Origin of the sequence: Winogradskyella alexanderae (assembly GCF_020166335.1) — a bacterium.
Lineage (GTDB): Bacteria > Bacteroidota > Bacteroidia > Flavobacteriales > Flavobacteriaceae > Winogradskyella > Winogradskyella alexanderae.
In genome coordinates this window covers 241,698-258,832 of the sequence record NZ_JAIUJR010000004.1, presented here as the reverse complement: position 1 = coordinate 258,832, position 17,135 = coordinate 241,698, and the positions used below count along the sequence as shown (strand labels likewise).

Below are 17,135 nucleotides of genomic sequence, written 5' to 3'. Positions count from 1 at the left end.
TTGGTTTAGCGCTCTGTTGTGAACAATTTACTTTAAGATGCACTGTCAGCGAAGCTGCGCAGATTAAAGTTCGCCCTGGGCGAATTGTTCACAACTGTTTTGTGTATGATCTCGTTGCGTGTTTAAGCACTAAATTTAGCAAATAAATCACAGATAGAAAGTCCGCGAGGACTTTCGTAAGTAGGCTTTAACTAGCAATGAATTATATACGGTGTTCTACGCAGTTTTTTCATTCGTCATTGGAAATTCTGTTATTTTTCCGTCTATAAACATTCGTAATTCTTGGTCAGAATGAACTAAATTAATTTCAATTCCTTTTCCGTTTAAAAACTTTAAAACGTGACCAAATTCAAATGAATTAATTGGTATAAAAACTTTCAGTTCCGATTTCAATTTTCTCTTTAAATAAATTGCGCTGTCTTGTCGATATTGCCCGTGATTATATTTCACGCTTTTAATTTCAGAAAATTCAATAAATTCAGATTGAGTTTTTCCAGTTAAATTCGTTTTTAGTAATTCAATTTTGTTTTCACTTATTATAATTCCATTTGCAAAATAATTTCTAATCATTCCAAAAATTAGGGCTGATAAAAATATTCCACCTATTAAGATTTTTATTACTAATGATTCAGAAGTATAAACGAAATATGTTCCAATTATTAATAAAATAAGAACTCCATAAGGATTAAAAATTTTTGGCTTTGTTTCGTAAATTATTTTCTCGCTTTTCAAATTTTAGTGGTTTTGGTAAATTGCGTAGAACTTGTTATATCAAAACAAATATAATCGTTTAATCCTTACAGCTACGGGATAACAAAACTTCTGGCGGTTTTTTGAGGGATGTTATTCTAATTTTTAAATATGGGTTTATTAGTCAAGATCCACTTTAAACGTATGCCTACTTCTGTAAAGGTAAAACCGGCAGCCGTGGCAGAGGCAATGTTACTATGTGTACCATAAAGATTTAAAAGCGCACGTTCCGAAAATTTGTAGCCGAATGCACCTTGTAAACGGTATGCGGTTTGCTTTGGGTCGTCCTCAATATATTGGTAGCCAAATGCTGTAGTTACATTATAAAACCATTCTTTAGGCTTGGCAATAGCTTCATCCTTTATAAGATTTATAAATACCTCGTAGGCATTAAATTTTTCTGGACTAAAGTATATCGTAGGCACCTGATCTTTAAAGGTAATGTACTGGTAATTAAACCCCACTTTTAGTCCTGGTTTTGCCAATAGATTATAATATAAGGATGCAAAAAGCAGATTTCGGGTATTATTGTCGTTTTGTGCCGTGTAGATATATTGTGTATACCAGCCCAAATTAAAATTAGTACTGAGGTTATAGTTAGCATAGTAATTGTTTTGGACCAGCTCACGGTCTAACAGATCGGCATTAAAACTCTCTACCTGGCGCCTGTAGCCAATATCTAAGGTCTGTAGCTTAAAGATTTTAATGTTGAGTGATAGATCAGTTAATAGCTGTGTAAAATCTGTTGTTTCAGCCTGGGCCGTAGACAAACCAACCATACCTTTTGCGGTAAGGTTGGGTAATAGCTCATAGGTTAATCCTGTAGCGACATTATGCGACGTAGCACTATTATCCGTAATCGTGTTAAACGTGTTTCGGTAATTATAGGTACCTAATAGACGTAGCTTGGTAGAAAGCGGATAGATGGCATTTGCAGATAAGGCATAGGCCTTATTGTCGCCATTATCAAACGTATGGGATGCTTTACTTTCTAAACTGGGTGATAAATTAAGGTTTATCTTATTTATAAAGTTAACAGCATCCTTTTGGTTGCTATAGAATTTTAGAGTGTTCTTGGCAGAATTAAGAGCGTCGTCGGTGCGTCCTAAAGCTTTTAGTGCATTGGCCTTTCCCAAGTTACCATCAAAGGATGTACTGTCATTTACCAGTATTTGGTTGTAGTCTGCCAGACTCTGCTTAAAATTGCTCTTGTAAATATTTAATGTAGCACGCAGTGCCAATACCCAATTTTGGTTGGGCTGTGTAGCCATTAGATTACCGATTAAGTTTTCAGCCTGTTTGTATTTTTTGTTCCATATCAGCGCTTGGACATAACGCTCCGTAGTTTGTTGTAAAACCTTAGAATCGGTGTGGTTACTCAATTGTGCAAAAGCTTTAGAACTTAAATTTAATGCAACGTTCTCCTTGCCTTTTAAATGTGCTACTAAAGCCAAACCATTTAAAGCTTGTGTATTGTAATCTGGTTGTTCTGCCAATCGTTTGTAAGTTTCTTGGGCATCGTCATACTTTTCCCAAATGATATATAGGTTGGCAAGATTTAGAAGCGTGTCTTTATCATCATCGAAAAAACCTAGATTTTTAATTAATAGAGATTCCGCCTCATCATAGTTTTGAGCTTGCTGGTTTTGATAAGCATAACCTAAATAGATGTACTTTTTAGACGTTAAGGCATTCGCATTACCTGGCAAAACTTCTAATGCTTTATTGACATATATTAATGCGTCTTGGTAAACCTTTAAATTAGATAGGGTATTGGCATAGCCTAATAAAGCTGCAAAGTTATTGGGCGCTTCTGTGACTAAACTTTTATAATAACCTTCGGCCTGTGTAAAATTATTGCTCCATAATAGGGATTCGCCATAGTTGAGTTTAATCTCAAAATCATTAGGATAGTCCCTTAAGAGTTCACTAAACAAGATCTTGGCTTCTTCCGCTTTTCCATTTAGGCCTATGGCACGTCCATAACACAGACGAGCCGTTTTATTATTAGGGTAATCCTTTAGTATAGTATTAAAAAAGGTTTCAGCCTTTGCATATTTACCTGTTTCTAAATAGGTAAACCCGTCCTGCATATTTTGCCCATAACAGGTTAGTGCTAGGATAAAAAACAAACTTTTAATAAGTGTTTTTAATGTTGTCATTGCTGTTTCATTTAACTATTTGCAAGTTACGGACATCTACGGCTTCATTCATCTACAGCAAAGCGTCATCCGTCGAAATAGAAGGCTCATACATGGAAATACACAAGATATTTGTGTCAGAAACAAACAAAAAACATAATAAAAATCACAAAATTATGGCACTTACAATTACAGAAATCAACGGCATATTTACAGTAGAAGGTATGGTCAATTCTACTACTGCAAATCAGTTAAAAAACTACTGTGAAACTTTATTAAATACATGTGGTAAAGTAATTATAGATCTACAGCATATTGCATTTATGGATATTAATGGTTTAATGACCCTCAGAGAATTGTATGCCTATGCAAAATCATCAAATACTGTATTTAGTGTTCTTGGTGATGGTAGCGAAATCAACCAGGATAAGAATACAATTAAAGCCGCAGCTTAATTCTTTTTAGACAATAAATAACATGCAATTATTAGCTACATTAAAATCGAAGAAATTATCGCCAGAGCAGTTGTTTATGGTTAGTGTTTTAGCCGTTAATGGCGGTAATTATTTGTATAACCTTATTTTAGGACGTGTATTAGGACCGACAGCGTTTGCGGATGCAGCTGTGCTTATTACATTTCTTTTAGTACTGTCTTTTATCGCCATGACATTTCAATTGGTAACAGCAAAATTTTCAGTGTTATTTGAGAATAACGTGTTTACAAGTTTTGTTACCAAAGTGTATAAACAAGCATTACTGGTTGGTGTTATTCTAGGGATAGCTATTGTGGGTTTTGCTGGTCAGCTACAAACACTATTTAATACCACTTCAAAGTCTATGTTTGTGATTTTTGGATGTGGTGTGCCGCTTTACTTTTTAATGAGTGTTAACAGAGGAACCTTTCAGGGTAAAAAAGCTTATAAATCGCTATCGATTACCTATCAAGGTGAAATGTTAAGTAGATTATTGATTACCCTTGGTATAATATTGGTCTTTAATATTACCTCGTCTGCAGTTATCGCCATTGGGATTTTCTTGTCTTTTGTTTTTGGATTGTTTCCATTTAAAAGAAGCCATATCAGTTTTAGAGAGACTATTGTTTTAGAAGATCATTATGGCAAGCAGATAAAGCGTTTCTTTTTATTGACAGCGTTTTATGAGTTAACACAGATTATAATTAACAACAGTGACATCTTATTGGTAAAACATTACTTTGAATCGTATGAAGCAGGTTTGTATGCGTCATTGGCGCTAATAGGCCGTATCGTTTACTTCATAGCCTGGATGTTTGTAATGCTACTCTTGCCAGCAGTTGTGCAATTAAAGAAAGAAGGAAAAGAAACGGCTTCGGTATTATTTAAATACGTGGGCTATATTGCTGTGATATCTACGATCATTGTTATGACCTGCCTAAGCTTTCCAGAATTAATTATTAAGATTCTATTTGGTGAAGATTATTTGGCCATGGCACCACTTTTATGGAAATATGCCATTGCTACATCCATGTTTGCCATCTCAAACATATTTGCATATTACTACTTATCCTTGGATAAATACATTCCTGTTATTATCTCTGGTGTCTTCGGAATGCTTCAAATGGCCTTGGTAATTGTTTTTCACCAATCTCTAGACCAAGTAGTGCATATGCAGATTATTGCCATGATTCTGTTATTGGTAATTCAGCTAGGGTTTTTTAAATATGAAAACCATATTCAGAAAAATAGCTTATCTAAAGTAAAAAACCATTCATCTACAGAAAAGGGCAACCTAACTAAGGACAACGATTTTAGTGGGTTTTAATGCGCACATTTGTACTGTAATTAAACAAAGAAAAATGAAATTAGCAATCGTAACAGCGTATCCACCGAGTAAAGTAACACTTAACGAATATGCATACCATTTGGTAAAGCAATTTAGACAACATCAAGACATCACAGAATTGATTTTATTAACGGACAGAACGGAAGGTGAAAAAGACCTGAACTTCTCAGAAGCAGGATGCAAGATAACTGTTAAGGAATGTTGGTCGTTTAATAGCTACAAGAATATTTTTTCAGTAACAAAGGCCATTAACCAAACGGCACCAGACTCCGTATTATTTAATCTTCAATTTATGAAGTTTGGTGATAAAAAAGTTGCTGCGGCTTTAGGATTAATGTTACCATTAGTTTGCAGGTTAAAGCGTATTCCAAATATCGTTCTGCTTCATAATATTTTAGAAGAAGTCGATTTAGGAAGTGCAGGATTTACATCAAATAAACTCATGCAGAAACTGTATGGATTTATAGGCTCTTCATTAACACGATTAATTCTGCAAGCAGACACCGTTGCCGTTACCATGCAAAAGTATGTCGATATTTTAGAGCGCAAGTATAATGCAAAGAATGTAAAGTTGATTCCGCACGGCACATTTGAAATTCCTGAAGAGCCAAATTATACTTTGCCAGAAGGACCAATGCAAATTATGACCTTTGGAAAATTTGGTACCTATAAAAAAGTAGAAGGCATGATTGAAGCTGTGGAAATGGTGAGACAATCTACTGGACTAAATCTAGAAGTTGTAATAGCTGGTACGGACAATCCAAATGTACCTGGCTATTTGGCTAAAGTACGTGAAGATTATAAGCACATTCCGCAGGTAAGGTTCACAGGTTATGTTGAGGAAGAAGACGTTCCAGTGATATTTAACAATAGTGCTGTGGTAGTATTTCCATATACCGCAACAACGGGAAGCTCTGGTGTATTGCACCAAGCAGGAAGCTATGGTAAGGCTGTAGTTATGCCAGATTTAGGAGACTTGGCTTTGTTAGTTCAGGATGAAGGTTACAGAGGTGAATTTTTTGATCCTACGAATGTCGAAAGTTTAGCTTTGGCCATTGAGGTTTTGGTTACGAATGAAGCACATAGGTTAAATATCGCCAAAGCTAATTACAAAGCTGCAACGGCCCACCCAATGTCACAAATTGCCGAAATGTATATTGGTAGTTTCAAGCAAATATTTGGAAATAAAAATTTAGAACAACCGGCTTCTCAAGAAGTTATTCTTTAGAAGATATAAACTTAAACGAAGCCTTTTTCAACCCATTTTTATCAATAAAACCAAAATGCTTTTGTGCATTTTTACGCCAAGGAAGTCCGCCTACGACTTCCTTTGGTACTTCGGTGAAATCGTATAAGGTCCAGGACATATACGGAATACCATTGGTTTTAAAAATAGTTTGAATGTCTTTATGATATTTAGCCTGATCCTCATCGGAATTTCCAAAAGGATTCCAAAAGCCATTGTAAGAGGATAAGCCAAATTCGGTAACAATCACAGGTTGGTTAGTTGTTGCTTTTAGGCTATTAAAAGACGGTTCAAGTTGGTCAAGGTCTTTATAATAATGAAAGGAGATAAAGTCTAATTTATCCTTAAGTAACGTGGCACTTTCTACATTAGACCAGCCAATTGTTACAGGATGATTAGGATCTTCAGCTTTAACATGGGCAACCATTTTATCTAACCATGCAAGTACCAATTCCTTTCCACGCGATTCAAAATCTAAATTGGGTTCGTTTTTAATATCCCATCCTAATAGTGCTTGATGGTTTTTGATATAATTAATTACACTTTCTGCATGCCTTTGGGTAAGCGACCAGTCTAAAACCGAATAGTCGCCATAAAAATCAAAAAGCGTTACTAGAACCTTTAACCTATTCTTGTGGGCCAGATCCAAAACGTTTTTTAATTTCTCTAATTTATCAGGTGTAACACTGGATTTTCCGAAGTCTTCATAAGGCACAAATATTCGAATACTATTAAGACCTGCTTCATTGATAACTTTAAAATCAGCGTCAATTATACTAGCATCAAACTTGTCACCATACATATCCCAAGGCGAATCTTGTGGATAGTAATTTATGCCCTTTAATTCTGAACTATTTATAGGTAAATTTTTAACTTTAGGATTGTGGGTTTCACTTTTCTCCCTAACCAAATGTCTTATTCGCCAGAAACCGTCTTCAAGTAAAAGCGTTATTTTATAGGTTGATATTTCATTTATTTCGGTTAAATATTTCCCAGATTTAAAAAGGCGTTTGTATTCAACTACATCCTTATCTGTTAATACAACGAGTTGTCCGTCTTCACTAAAAAACTCCAAGGTGATATTGTGGAAAAGGGTTGTGGCATCAATACTGTTTTCATTTTCAGAATTAATGGTAATGATATTATATAGATTTTCACGTGCACTCTCGGTATAATAATCGTCAATGCCAGTGGTAGTATTCGATTTAAAAGCTACGTGTTTTACATACCAGGCGTCTAAATAATCGTCTTCAATAGATTTTAGAGTTTGCGTATCCATTGGTCTACCTACGTTGTTTAAAGGTGCCCAAACTACCTTAGGTAAATAGTGTTCTACTTGTTTAATTTCGGTATGAAGCATTGTGCTTCGGTCCGCTCCAGTATTTAAGTATGTAAAGATGGCTGCAAGGCCATAAATAACTACTGCCATTATTATGATATAGGTTAATACTATAACACCTCGTAATATGTTTTTGCTGGGATTACTCATAGGTGATATTGTTAAATGATTTGGTAAGGCCAGCACTTTCTATGATAAAATGGTAATTGCCCTTTGGGTATCGGTCTTGATTTAACTTAAAAGTTGCATAGCCTAGATAACTTTGTTCTAATAGCGTGTTTTCTAAGCTGTCGTTTTTAAACACTTTTAAAGTAATATCGAGTCCATCTGGTATCCGTTGGTTCATAAAACTTTGTATTGGTCCAATAGTAATTGTTCTGCTGTCTTTAGAAAGCGCAACATCAAAATCTGATATAGCTTGTTTGTAGTCTAGCAGTATGGAATTACTATTTGCCATGCCTTCAATATACGCTTTAATGGTCCATTGGTCTTCATGGTCTGGATGCAACATTTTCGCTGTGGCAATGCCGTTAATAGTACTTCCGGAAGTGGTTGTTTTATTGCCGTTTTTATCTGTAATAAAAAATGAGACGAAGGTACCATCACTAACAGTATTATTGTAGCGATCTTTTATTTCTGAAGTTGTAAATGTTGTGATTTGATTACCATCTGCATAACTGTGAATGCGTTCTGCAGTAATTGTGAAATCAGTAGGTACTGCAGGCATTACATTGATATCATATTCTTTAGAGTTTAATCCCAAACACGATGTGCTAAGTATTATTCGCCCTTTTTTATCGTAGGAATAAATAGTTCTGTATGCGAATCCGTGTTTTGTATAAATCTCATCTGAAAATTCATTTTCCATGAATTGATGCCTTACATCTACCTTTGTGCTGTCAGCTAGTGGGTTATCATGCATATCGGTTGGGATTACCACAAGCATACTGTAATCCGTACCGCCTGCTTCAATACTTGGAGGGCCTAAATAGCTTTCAATACTGTTGATATATTGTTGCGGTTTTATAGTTAGATGGCCTTGTAATGGCGCGGATGTATTAACAAGTTGCCACTTTAAAACACCTGATTTTTTTGAAAATGAATCAGGAACAATAAAGGTTAGCTTGTTATTTTCGTTTTTGGCATGTAATAAAATAGATCCATAACTATTAGAACAATATAAAACTGCGTTTTCATTACCAGTAGTTTCAAATTCCAGAGTAATAGTATCACCAGCAATATATTCATGTTGTTTCGTCGACAAACGAATTGGATCGGTACTGCCATTGTAGCCAAAGAATGCCGTACAAATAAAAACTAGTGCGATAAATGGTATGTAAAAATAGTTTTGAGACATTAGTTTGGACTACCGATATAGGTGTTGATTTCTAATTTAATATATTTAAATTGAGCGTGATCTATAGCCTGGTATTCTTCATTATGATGATTTTGAATGCGGTTGGCTACAATTTTACTGGCAATATCCTTATTGGGTAGGCCATTGACAAAGCAATTTTCCATATTGTCATTGACTAGAATTGCCGGGCTGTCATCTATTATTTCATACCTAAAGTTTTGCTTTCGTTGCTGTCTTATACCTTCTTCTAAAAATAGATGATCTACCCATTTTAGTTTTTTATTTTCATCATAATATGAAATTAGTAACTGTGGAATAGTCACTTCTTCAGTACCTGTATTAACCAAATTACCATAAAGATTCTGGTCCTTGAGTGAATTGATAGAGACACTTGTGTTTTTGAATAAATCAGAACCTGAGACATTACCGGCAACCTGCAAATTAAATTTGGTGGGTTGTTCTTCTAGCTCAACTGGTGTAAATTCATCCGGATTAAAGGTTGAAGGTATGGAGTCTTTTGTTTTTGACCAGGCGATACCTTCAAAGTTAATTCTGAAGGATGAAACCTCTTTAGGCATTAATTTGTGTTTAACCACATCCTTTGCATTGTAACTAGCAAGGGCTTCATTGTTATCATTGTAAAGTGTGCCCTTGAGTAACACATCGGCAGGTACATTATCTATATTTTGAACTTCACCAACTATGGCATAACTCATTTTATATTTCACCAATTTTGCATCTAATATTTCTAAAACAGGTTGTTTTAAAATATCTTCATGGTAGGTTTGCTCAGTTGTGATGCGTCTTCGCCCTTGGTTAAAGTACTTAATTTGGTTACTGGAATAGAGTTGATCTGGTGGTAAATCTAAATTAATGTCTTCTGGTTGTAGGTACCATTTGCGCTTAATCTTAACGAGTTTTTTGTAGTACGTCTTACTTATTTTTTCAAGAGGCGTAATCCAATCGGTAACGACTTTTAGGCTTGCAAGACTATCTGTTTTACTTAAGGTTTCGGTTTTAATGGCATCGAGTTTTGCATAGGAACTCAATAAGCCATCAGTAACAGAAATCTCGAGCATATATTGCGCAATAGACAAGTCGCTTTCTGGGTTTATAAGACTATATGCCGTCTCATATTCTTTAAAATCCAATGCATCGTAATAGGCCAATACGGTGTTTTCTGGTGAGTGGTGGGCTTCATTTTTAATGTAAATAGTGTAAATGCCGTAGAATACAATTACGGCTAATATATAGGACCACACATGTGTAATTCTGAATGCATCTTTTGAAAATTTGGTGTAGCTATTTTTAAAGTTCATATATACTGGCGGTGCAGAATATCGTGTCTTCAAAGCATGTACCAATAAGAATTGGACATTTAGTATAAAGGCGATTAAAACCGTTAAAAAGGGTACCGCACCCCAAAGTAGTTTTTGCCAGATGGCCACATCTTCTTTTGGTAAAATAGACGATACTGGTGGTACATTGAGTTTTTCCCAAACCATAATGCCGTTTTCTAACTGCCTTAGCCGTTGCCAACCGCAGAAATATAAAATGGGATCGTAGAACTTATCATTAGAGAAAATATATTTAAGATTGTATTTCTCGGGTGTAGTTAAAAACTGTTGTAGTGATCCAATACCTTCAACACCTTTAAATTTAGAATTCTCCAAGCGTTCTATAGGACGTGTGGTAAGTTCTGGTAATCGTCTTGCAGAATGGTAATTGCCATCTACCGACATGGCTTTTGTTTGTGCAGAAAGCCAAGCCATTTGGTCCCCAAAACCTAAGGTCATATAACGCCATTGATCGTGCTGGTCTTGATTAAGGAAATTTACGATGGGCTGCATCTTAATTTTTTGCGGTTGCGATGGTCTGAAATAACCAAGACTCATCGTAAATATGGTCATGAAAATAAACAGACCAGCTAATATTCCACCAGCTAATTTGTGATATACACCACCAAATCGTTCTTGTATCAATGTCTTTAAATCACCTTCAACAAATCGATATGCAAACTCGCCAAAAAGAGGCAAGGACATGATAGACGCCCAAAGCGTAAAACGATCTAATGTTAAAATATTGAACGCTGTTTCACCCAAGACAAGCCTAGGTATTGGTGTTGTACCACCTGTGCCAAGCACAAACAAGATGGTGATCGATAACCCAAAAAATAGATACCGTTTGCTGTAATATCTATAGAAAATATAGGGAAGGAGTATTAATAACATACCCCAAGGAATAAGAAAAAATACCAAGCCAGATGAGGTTATTTCAAGAAAATTATCACGTGAACCATGTGGTATTGGGACTTGGGTAATTGGGTTGTTTTTAGAATTGATCCAATAAGGTAATATGCAACCTATTATAGTGACTAAGGAGAGTAATCCAAAACTGATAATGCGTTTAAAAAGCTTAAAAAAACTATTAATAAAAACATTAAGAGTAACAGCCTCGATAGATTTTACCCGTTCTCTCGCATCGTCCATTATGACCATACCAATAAGTGGAAAAATAAAAAATACCATTCCAAAGATAGGTGTCACATGGTGTGAGGTCACTGTTACTGCAATAAGAGAAAGCGAAGTAGCTAAATAGCGTTTCTTCCCAGTTTTAAGCCACAGATATATTTCTGGTAAGGCATGCATTAATACCGAAATACCAATAATACTTGGAAGTTGTCCAAAAATATGCAATGTTTCTACGAACGACGATGAAAAAACAGCAAGTATTGAAGCGTAGCCTGCAACAGTCCTATTAGATGTCATTAATAGCGAAAACCTATAGACACCAGTTATAAATAAGACAATAGCAATAAGAGCTACAGTGAATAAGCCAAATTTTAAGCCTCCAATAAAGGACAGTGCGCCAATGGATTGATGCACCAATGGCGGATAACTCATTACAGTAAATCCTGTATACCATTTATAGTTCCAAGGCTCAAACCAATTGTTGGAATAGTGTTCTGCAAAAAACAGATGAATAAGGGCGTCATAAGTGGTTTCTAAAGTGAAAAATATAGACGTACCATGGAATGCTATTCCAATAAGTAATGCAGAAATAAGATATTTGTTCGAGGCGTTTTTCATTGATGTCTTTCATGCTAATATCAATAGTGTAAAGATATATAATTAAGGAAGCCATACCGTTTTTAATCATCTACAGCAAATTGCTGTTCGTCTACACTAAGTTCGGTATTTATCTAAATTAAAAAATTTCAGACGTCAATACCTATACTTTTGACTTGAATTTAAAACATAAATCAACGTATTATGAAGGTTCTAGCAATAGATGATCAACAATTAGTACTACTTCCACTACAGAAGAGGCTTGAGGATTTAGGTTACGAAGTAGCTATTGAAACTGATGCAATCAAAGGTTTGGATACTTATGATGAGTTTAATCCAGATTTAGTGATAGTAGATTTAAATATGCCTAATATCTCTGGATTTGAGGTCATAACACATATTAGAATAACTAAAGATTCACAAACGCCTATTATGATTTTGTCTGGTAATACGAAAGACGATGCGATTACAAAAGCATTTGAACTAGGTGTTAATGATTACATGAAAAAACCATTAAGCCTTGTGGAGATTTGTGCAAGGGTTAAGCACCTTATTGGAGCACCTGAAAAGAAAACAGCGTTAATGTCAAATGCTAATGTTATGATTCAGCAACGATGTGTTGGTGTAGTAATACCATGTTACAATGAGGAAGAGAGATTGTTGAGTGATGAGTTTTTAAAATTTGTAGACGCAAATTCCGGTTATCATTTATGTTTTGTAAATGATGGTAGCAAGGATAATACGTTAAAGGTTCTAAAGGATTTACAAAAAGGAAGAGAAGGCTACATTACTGTTTATGATTGTGAGAAAAATGGCGGTAAAGCCGAAGCGGTTAGACTTGGCATGCTACACATGGCTGAAAAGCAGGATCTAGATTATATAGGATTCCTTGATGCCGATCTCTCAACAGACCTTGCTGATTTTGATGATTTGGTAAAGACCATAGAAACTTCGAATTTTAAAATTGTTAGCGGTTCTAGAATCTCTAGGATGGGAGCAAATATTAGCAAAGAGTCTGCGCGAAAAATTATAAGCTTAACGATCAATTTTATAATCAGAAAAATCTTGTCCATGGATTTTAAAGACACCCAATGTGGTGCTAAGATTTTCCATAAAGATGTTATTGATATTGCTTTTGGGAAGAAATTTGTGACGCAATGGATTTTTGATGTTGAAATATTTAAGCGCATGACGATGCACTATGGTTTGAAAAAAGCGAAAAGCCTACTGTGTGAGCAACCCTTAAAAAGATGGATTCATGCCGATGGTTCTAAACTATCCATGAAAGACTCAGTAAAAATCGTATTTCAATTAGCGCAAATAGCTTGGGTTTACAGAAAAAGAAAAAATCAAAAATTAGCTGATATGGACGTAACGTTAGAAGTTGTTTAATTCATTAAATAGTATGCTAAATGAAATTAGGAATCATCATTGTTTTTAATAATAATCAAGACGATATAAAAACAAAGACCATAATTGACCAATTAAAATCAACAGATCAAATAGAATTTTGTCTTGTGGACAACGAAAGTAAAGACGATACACTAGAATTGCTCAGAGAAATCAAAGAAAACTGCTCTAGTGTCTCAATTGTCGAAATAAAAAAGCACGTGTCTATAGTGGCTTCAAAAAGAGCTGGTGCCAGATACATGTTTAACAATTTTGACCTAAGACATTTAGCTTGCTTAGATGTCAATACCCTGAAATCTTATCGTTTAAATCTAAGCGATATAATAGAATTGATATGCACCGAAACGGAATCTATTATCAGCTATGATAGAGATTTAAAAAGTAAGTATATCATAAAGCCAACGTTATTTAAGAGTGTTTTTTCCTTGATGGACTATTTAAAGAAAGTACAGGGTAAAGAAGTGTCGAGAGGACTTAATCTAATAATAGTATAATTATCAATATCAGAATAATGAAAGCGTATCCAATAAAATTCAATCCTATTTTAAAAGAGAAAATCTGGGGAGGAGAAAAATTAACTACCGTTTTTAATAAAGCGTCAAACTCTAAAACGCTAGGTGAAAGCTGGGAAATCTCTGGCGTAAATAATAATGTATCTATTGTTTCTAATGGTATTTATAAGGGAAAATCCTTAAATGAATTGATAAATAAATTTAAAGGTGACTTTATGGGTGCGAAAAATCTAGAACGCTTCGGTGAGGAATTCCCGTTGTTGATTAAGTTTTTAGATGCAAAAACCAATCTATCGGTCCAAGTACATCCGGATGATCAAATGGCTCGGAAATACCACAATTCTTTTGGGAAAACCGAAATGTGGTACATCATGGATAATGAAAAAGATGCAGAAATTATATTGGGATTAAAAGACCATAACACAGCTAAAGAAAAGTTGGGTGCAATAAATGCTAAGAATGTTAAGCAGATCTTTAATTCTGTAAAAGTGAATAAAGGTGATAGTTATTTTATTCCAGCAGGAAAAGTGCATGCCATTGGTGCAGGCGTAATGGTTGCCGAGATACAACAAACCAGCGATATCACCTATCGCGTATATGATTGGGATAGAGTAGATGAAAAAGGGAATACAAGAGCGCTGCACACAGAACTGGCTACGCAAGCAACAAAGGTTTTCCCGTCATTAGGTAAAAGTAAGTATAGTTTAAAGCGAGATACATCGAGTAATTTGGTAAACTGCCAATTTTTCACGACGAACATTTTTAATGTAGTGTGTAACGTTCATAAGAATTATACTAGTCTCGATTCCTTTGTGATATTTATGTGCGTTGAGGGCAATGCAGAAATTACTCAAAATGGTCTAACTGAGATCATTAAAATGGGCGAAACAGTACTTTTGCCGGCAAATTCCGATAAAGTGACCATTAATGGTACCAATGCTAAGGTTTTAGAAGTTTATATAAATAGTAACTTAAAAGCCTGTGACCAAAAGGCATCATAACTTAAACCTAAGGTTGTTAATAGTTTATTCTTTATCATCTTCTTTTTTCTTAAATAAAAAGCCAATTGGAAACATTAATACCAAGAATAAGTACTTACCTGTTATAATACCGTAAATTGTAATTAGGGCAAGTATGGCCATAAGCGTTACTTTGTAATTGTATTTCATGTTTTAAAAAGCCCTTAATTTATATACGTCGTTCATCGAAAAAAATGGTACATGGTTTCAACTAAACAAATCTATATTGCATTTTGTCGATTTTATGATATAGCCTGTTCAATTTATGCGAAATTTAAGTAATCCCTCGAAGATTATTAGCACCAAATTTACTGATTAATAGCCCTGAATTAGTACAAATGAATTAACATCTATTTATTATGGATCTGCAAATTACAAGTTACAATAACCGATTTAAAATCAAAGGGACCTTAAACAAACTTAGTTTAAAAACCTTTAATGCACATTTTTCAAATATTTTTGAAAAGCAAGATGAAATAATCATCAATATTGAGAATATAGAAAGTATTGATAGAGCGGGTGTTATGGCGCTTGCTAGATTACACAACGAATCAATTACCAAATCAAAGAAATTATCAATTGTTGGTATTGGATGCAAGGAATTATACGATCATTTTAAATCAGAAGAAGAAACAAATACGGTTTCAGTACCCAACGGTTCAATTGTAGCCGCCTAATTAATATAGCTTTTTGATGTAAAGTGCAATGTAGCGCATTTATGGTGATAGATAAATGGCTTCATTGCACTTTGTTTTTTTAGCAGGACATATCGGCAATTATTTTCCATTCACCATTTATTTGTTTAAATAATATCATAAAAATGCCATTGGCATCTCCCATCTCGCGTTTAAGGTGATATTCGCCCATGACCCAGTAATTATTACCTTCAATTTTAGAAATATCTTTAATTACAAAATTTAGGGTACCGGTTTCACGTTTTGTAGGGTATCTTTTTTTGTAGTTTTCCAAGGTTTGTTCCCATCCTAAGGTAAGTCCGTTTGCACCATAAAATTTAAGCTGATCACTACGCCAATATCCGTTCATAAATCCTTCAAGGTCATGCTTATTCCAAGCGCTTTCCTGTTGTTGCATGACTAATCGTATACCAGCTTCAGCAAGCTCTTTGTTCGTAGATTCCTCAGGTGCATTATAAACATCTGCTTTTACACTAATACAGCTCGTGCAGAGAATTGATAAAAAAAGTATATATAAATATTTCATAAGATTGATATTTTATTTCAATCTTAAAAATAACAACTTATTACCTAAAGTGCTGATTTTTGATTTTTAAAAAAGGCATCTGCCTGCAGTTGCATAAGTTCGCGTGCTTTTTTGCGTTTGTAGTTCATTACCTCCTCTTCATCTGCAATTTCAGTGTAAACTTTGTTGTTTATGTCATTATCGGTTTTAAGAAGTAATTTGCGCTCAGCAACCTTCTGCATGGTCCAGATTTTAACAGTAGTTTCTTGGTCTTCTAACCTGAAATCGTATTCGCCTTTTGGCGAAATAAGTTTTGCAAAAATAGGCGAGGTCTCAATAGCTAGGAATAATAAGAAGATAAAAAACGAAGGCAACCATGGTAATTCGCCTAAGGCATTGACACGTGCCATTAGGCCATCAAAATTATCAATTATGGGTTGCGAATCTGAGACATTAGCTTTGTAATCGCCTTCCAAACTTGCAATTTCGGCTTCTAATGATGCAATTTTTGCTTTGTTTTCTGTTTTTAATTCTTGAAGCGCAGCAAGTGCGTCATCATGCTTTTCTCGCTTTTCTTTGTAGACTGGTCCTTTGCCAAGTAGCATAGTACCAGCTGTACCTTCTGCTTCAGAAATAAAAGTGTCGTATAAAGTATTGACTTCGGTTTCTTTTGTGTCTATTTGGGATTTCAGATTTGCGATTTGGGTATTTAGGTCTTCAATTTTAGGTGTGTACTGTTGCGCAATCTGGTTTTGATTGGATAACGTTAGTTCGTTTTTTTGTTCCAACAGCACTTGATTAATCTCCTTTTCGAAGATTTTTAATTCTAAAGGTTTTGAGATGACAACTGCAATAATAACAGCTAGTAGTATTCTTGGGATAGCCTGTAAAAACTCATCGATGGCACTATTTCGTTTTTTAATTGTAGAAACGATGTAGCGGTCGAGGTTAAATATTAAAAGCCCCCAAATAAAACCAAAGAATATCGATGTTAAGAGGTTGTCAAAAACGGTGTAAAGGGCATAGCTTGCCGCAATTGAGGCCATTAAGGCCGTAAAGAAGACTGTGGCGCCAATACCAGCATATTTGTTTTGTTCGCCATTAGAACAGTTTTTAAGGATATCTGTATCTGCTCCTGAGCAAAGGATAAAGAATTTTTTTAACATGATGTTTTTTTGATTGATGTATAGAGTATTAGAACGCAAAATGTGAAAGATTGTTACACTTTTAATTAAAAATAGTCTCTTTGAAGAGACTATTTCTTAAAAGTTT

General features: G+C 34.8%; 15 protein-coding genes. 7 read left to right on the top strand and 8 right to left on the bottom strand.

The genetic code is table 11. The features are described from left to right. Positions 1-216: 216 nt before the first annotated feature. Together LBU54_RS08385 and LBU54_RS08380 are read right to left on the bottom strand one after the other, a co-directional pair. Positions 217-732, bottom strand: a complete 516-nt coding sequence (locus LBU54_RS08385; RefSeq protein ID WP_224528259.1) for a hypothetical protein — start codon at positions 730-732, stop codon at positions 217-219. 116 nt (positions 733-848) lie between these two features. Beyond that, a complete protein-coding gene (locus LBU54_RS08380; RefSeq protein ID WP_224528257.1) occupies positions 849-2,912 on the bottom strand; it encodes a tetratricopeptide repeat protein in 2,064 nt (687 codons plus the stop codon). Positions 2,913-3,067: 155 nt separating this feature from the next. Here LBU54_RS08380 and LBU54_RS08375 point away from each other — a divergent pair, with 155 nt between their 5' ends. Genes LBU54_RS08375 through LBU54_RS08365 form a run of 3 tightly spaced genes read left to right on the top strand, consistent with a single transcriptional unit; the run spans position 3,068 to position 5,940 of the window. Further along, the gene (locus tag LBU54_RS08375; protein ID WP_224528256.1) at positions 3,068-3,346 is read left to right on the top strand and encodes an STAS domain-containing protein; all 279 of its coding nucleotides are present in this window, start codon (positions 3,068-3,070) and stop codon (positions 3,344-3,346) included. Between the two features lie 22 nt (positions 3,347-3,368). Next, complete coding sequence (locus LBU54_RS08370) at positions 3,369-4,691, top strand: oligosaccharide flippase family protein (protein WP_224528254.1); 1,323 nt, start codon at positions 3,369-3,371, stop codon at positions 4,689-4,691. Positions 4,692-4,725: 34 nt separating this feature from the next. Continuing rightward, positions 4,726-5,940: a glycosyltransferase gene (locus LBU54_RS08365; RefSeq protein ID WP_224528252.1), complete on the top strand. Its 1,215-nt coding sequence runs from the start codon at positions 4,726-4,728 to the stop codon at positions 5,938-5,940. Here the strand turns inward: LBU54_RS08365 and LBU54_RS08360 are convergent. From LBU54_RS08360 to LBU54_RS08350, 3 genes are read right to left on the bottom strand one after another with little or no spacing between them, the layout of a single operon-like run. Next, positions 5,930-7,447, bottom strand: a complete 1,518-nt coding sequence (locus LBU54_RS08360; RefSeq protein ID WP_224528250.1) for a glycoside hydrolase family 2 TIM barrel-domain containing protein — start codon at positions 7,445-7,447, stop codon at positions 5,930-5,932. The genes LBU54_RS08365 and LBU54_RS08360 overlap by 11 nt on opposite strands. Further along, a complete protein-coding gene (locus LBU54_RS08355; protein ID WP_224528248.1) occupies positions 7,440-8,654 on the bottom strand; it encodes a hypothetical protein in 1,215 nt (404 codons plus the stop codon). Before LBU54_RS08355 ends, LBU54_RS08360 begins: the two co-directional genes overlap by 8 nt. Then, complete coding sequence (locus LBU54_RS08350) at positions 8,654-11,743, bottom strand: hypothetical protein (protein WP_224528245.1); 3,090 nt, start codon at positions 11,741-11,743, stop codon at positions 8,654-8,656. Before LBU54_RS08350 ends, LBU54_RS08355 begins: the two co-directional genes overlap by 1 nt. Positions 11,744-11,926: 183 nt before the next feature. On the opposite strand from LBU54_RS08350, the gene LBU54_RS08345 reads away from it, so the two are divergent. From LBU54_RS08345 to LBU54_RS08335, 3 genes are read left to right on the top strand one after another with little or no spacing between them, the layout of a single operon-like run. Beyond that, positions 11,927-13,114: a response regulator gene (locus LBU54_RS08345; protein ID WP_224528242.1), complete on the top strand. Its 1,188-nt coding sequence runs from the start codon at positions 11,927-11,929 to the stop codon at positions 13,112-13,114. Between the two features lie 20 nt (positions 13,115-13,134). Then, entirely contained in the window at positions 13,135-13,626 is a 492-nt protein-coding gene (locus LBU54_RS08340) for a glycosyltransferase (RefSeq protein WP_224528240.1), read from the top strand. Between the two features lie 17 nt (positions 13,627-13,643). After that, entirely contained in the window at positions 13,644-14,645 is a 1,002-nt protein-coding gene (locus tag LBU54_RS08335) for a type I phosphomannose isomerase catalytic subunit (protein ID WP_224528237.1), read from the top strand. A gap of 24 nt (positions 14,646-14,669) precedes the next feature. Here the strand turns inward: LBU54_RS08335 and LBU54_RS08330 are convergent, their stop codons facing one another. Continuing rightward, entirely contained in the window at positions 14,670-14,813 is a 144-nt protein-coding gene (locus tag LBU54_RS08330; RefSeq protein WP_224528235.1) for a hypothetical protein, read from the bottom strand. Positions 14,814-15,022: 209 nt separating this feature from the next. Here LBU54_RS08330 and LBU54_RS08325 point away from each other — a divergent pair, with 209 nt between their 5' ends. Next, a complete protein-coding gene (locus tag LBU54_RS08325; RefSeq protein WP_224528232.1) occupies positions 15,023-15,340 on the top strand; it encodes an STAS domain-containing protein in 318 nt (105 codons plus the stop codon). A gap of 79 nt (positions 15,341-15,419) precedes the next feature. On the opposite strand, the gene LBU54_RS08320 is transcribed toward LBU54_RS08325, so the two are convergent. Together LBU54_RS08320 and LBU54_RS08315 are read right to left on the bottom strand one after the other, a co-directional pair. Beyond that, the gene (locus LBU54_RS08320) at positions 15,420-15,884 is read right to left on the bottom strand and encodes a YybH family protein (protein WP_224528229.1); all 465 of its coding nucleotides are present in this window, start codon (positions 15,882-15,884) and stop codon (positions 15,420-15,422) included. 44 nt (positions 15,885-15,928) lie between these two features. Then, complete coding sequence (locus LBU54_RS08315; protein ID WP_224528226.1) at positions 15,929-17,029, bottom strand: DUF4407 domain-containing protein; 1,101 nt, start codon at positions 17,027-17,029, stop codon at positions 15,929-15,931. Positions 17,030-17,135: the final 106 nt, after the last annotated feature.

Bases quoted from the DNA above. Each gene is read 5' to 3' on its own strand.
- LBU54_RS08365 (WP_224528252.1), top strand. From the start codon at position 4,726: ATGAAATTAGCAATCGTAACAGCGTATCCACCGAGTAAAGTAACACTT.
- LBU54_RS08330 (WP_224528235.1), bottom strand. From the start codon at position 14,813: ATGAAATACAATTACAAAGTAACGCTTATGGCCATACTTGCCCTAATT.
- LBU54_RS08325 (WP_224528232.1), top strand. From the start codon at position 15,023: ATGGATCTGCAAATTACAAGTTACAATAACCGATTTAAAATCAAAGGG.
- LBU54_RS08335 (WP_224528237.1), top strand. From the start codon at position 13,644: ATGAAAGCGTATCCAATAAAATTCAATCCTATTTTAAAAGAGAAAATC.
- LBU54_RS08380 (WP_224528257.1), bottom strand. From the start codon at position 2,912: ATGACAACATTAAAAACACTTATTAAAAGTTTGTTTTTTATCCTAGCA.
- LBU54_RS08355 (WP_224528248.1), bottom strand. From the start codon at position 8,654: ATGTCTCAAAACTATTTTTACATACCATTTATCGCACTAGTTTTTATT.
- LBU54_RS08340 (WP_224528240.1), top strand. From the start codon at position 13,135: ATGAAATTAGGAATCATCATTGTTTTTAATAATAATCAAGACGATATA.
- LBU54_RS08375 (WP_224528256.1), top strand. From the start codon at position 3,068: ATGGCACTTACAATTACAGAAATCAACGGCATATTTACAGTAGAAGGT.
- LBU54_RS08370 (WP_224528254.1), top strand. From the start codon at position 3,369: ATGCAATTATTAGCTACATTAAAATCGAAGAAATTATCGCCAGAGCAG.
- LBU54_RS08315 (WP_224528226.1), bottom strand. From the start codon at position 17,029: ATGTTAAAAAAATTCTTTATCCTTTGCTCAGGAGCAGATACAGATATC.
- LBU54_RS08345 (WP_224528242.1), top strand. From the start codon at position 11,927: ATGAAGGTTCTAGCAATAGATGATCAACAATTAGTACTACTTCCACTA.
- LBU54_RS08360 (WP_224528250.1), bottom strand. From the start codon at position 7,447: ATGAGTAATCCCAGCAAAAACATATTACGAGGTGTTATAGTATTAACC.
- LBU54_RS08320 (WP_224528229.1), bottom strand. From the start codon at position 15,884: ATGAAATATTTATATATACTTTTTTTATCAATTCTCTGCACGAGCTGT.
- LBU54_RS08350 (WP_224528245.1), bottom strand. From the start codon at position 11,743: ATGAAAAACGCCTCGAACAAATATCTTATTTCTGCATTACTTATTGGA.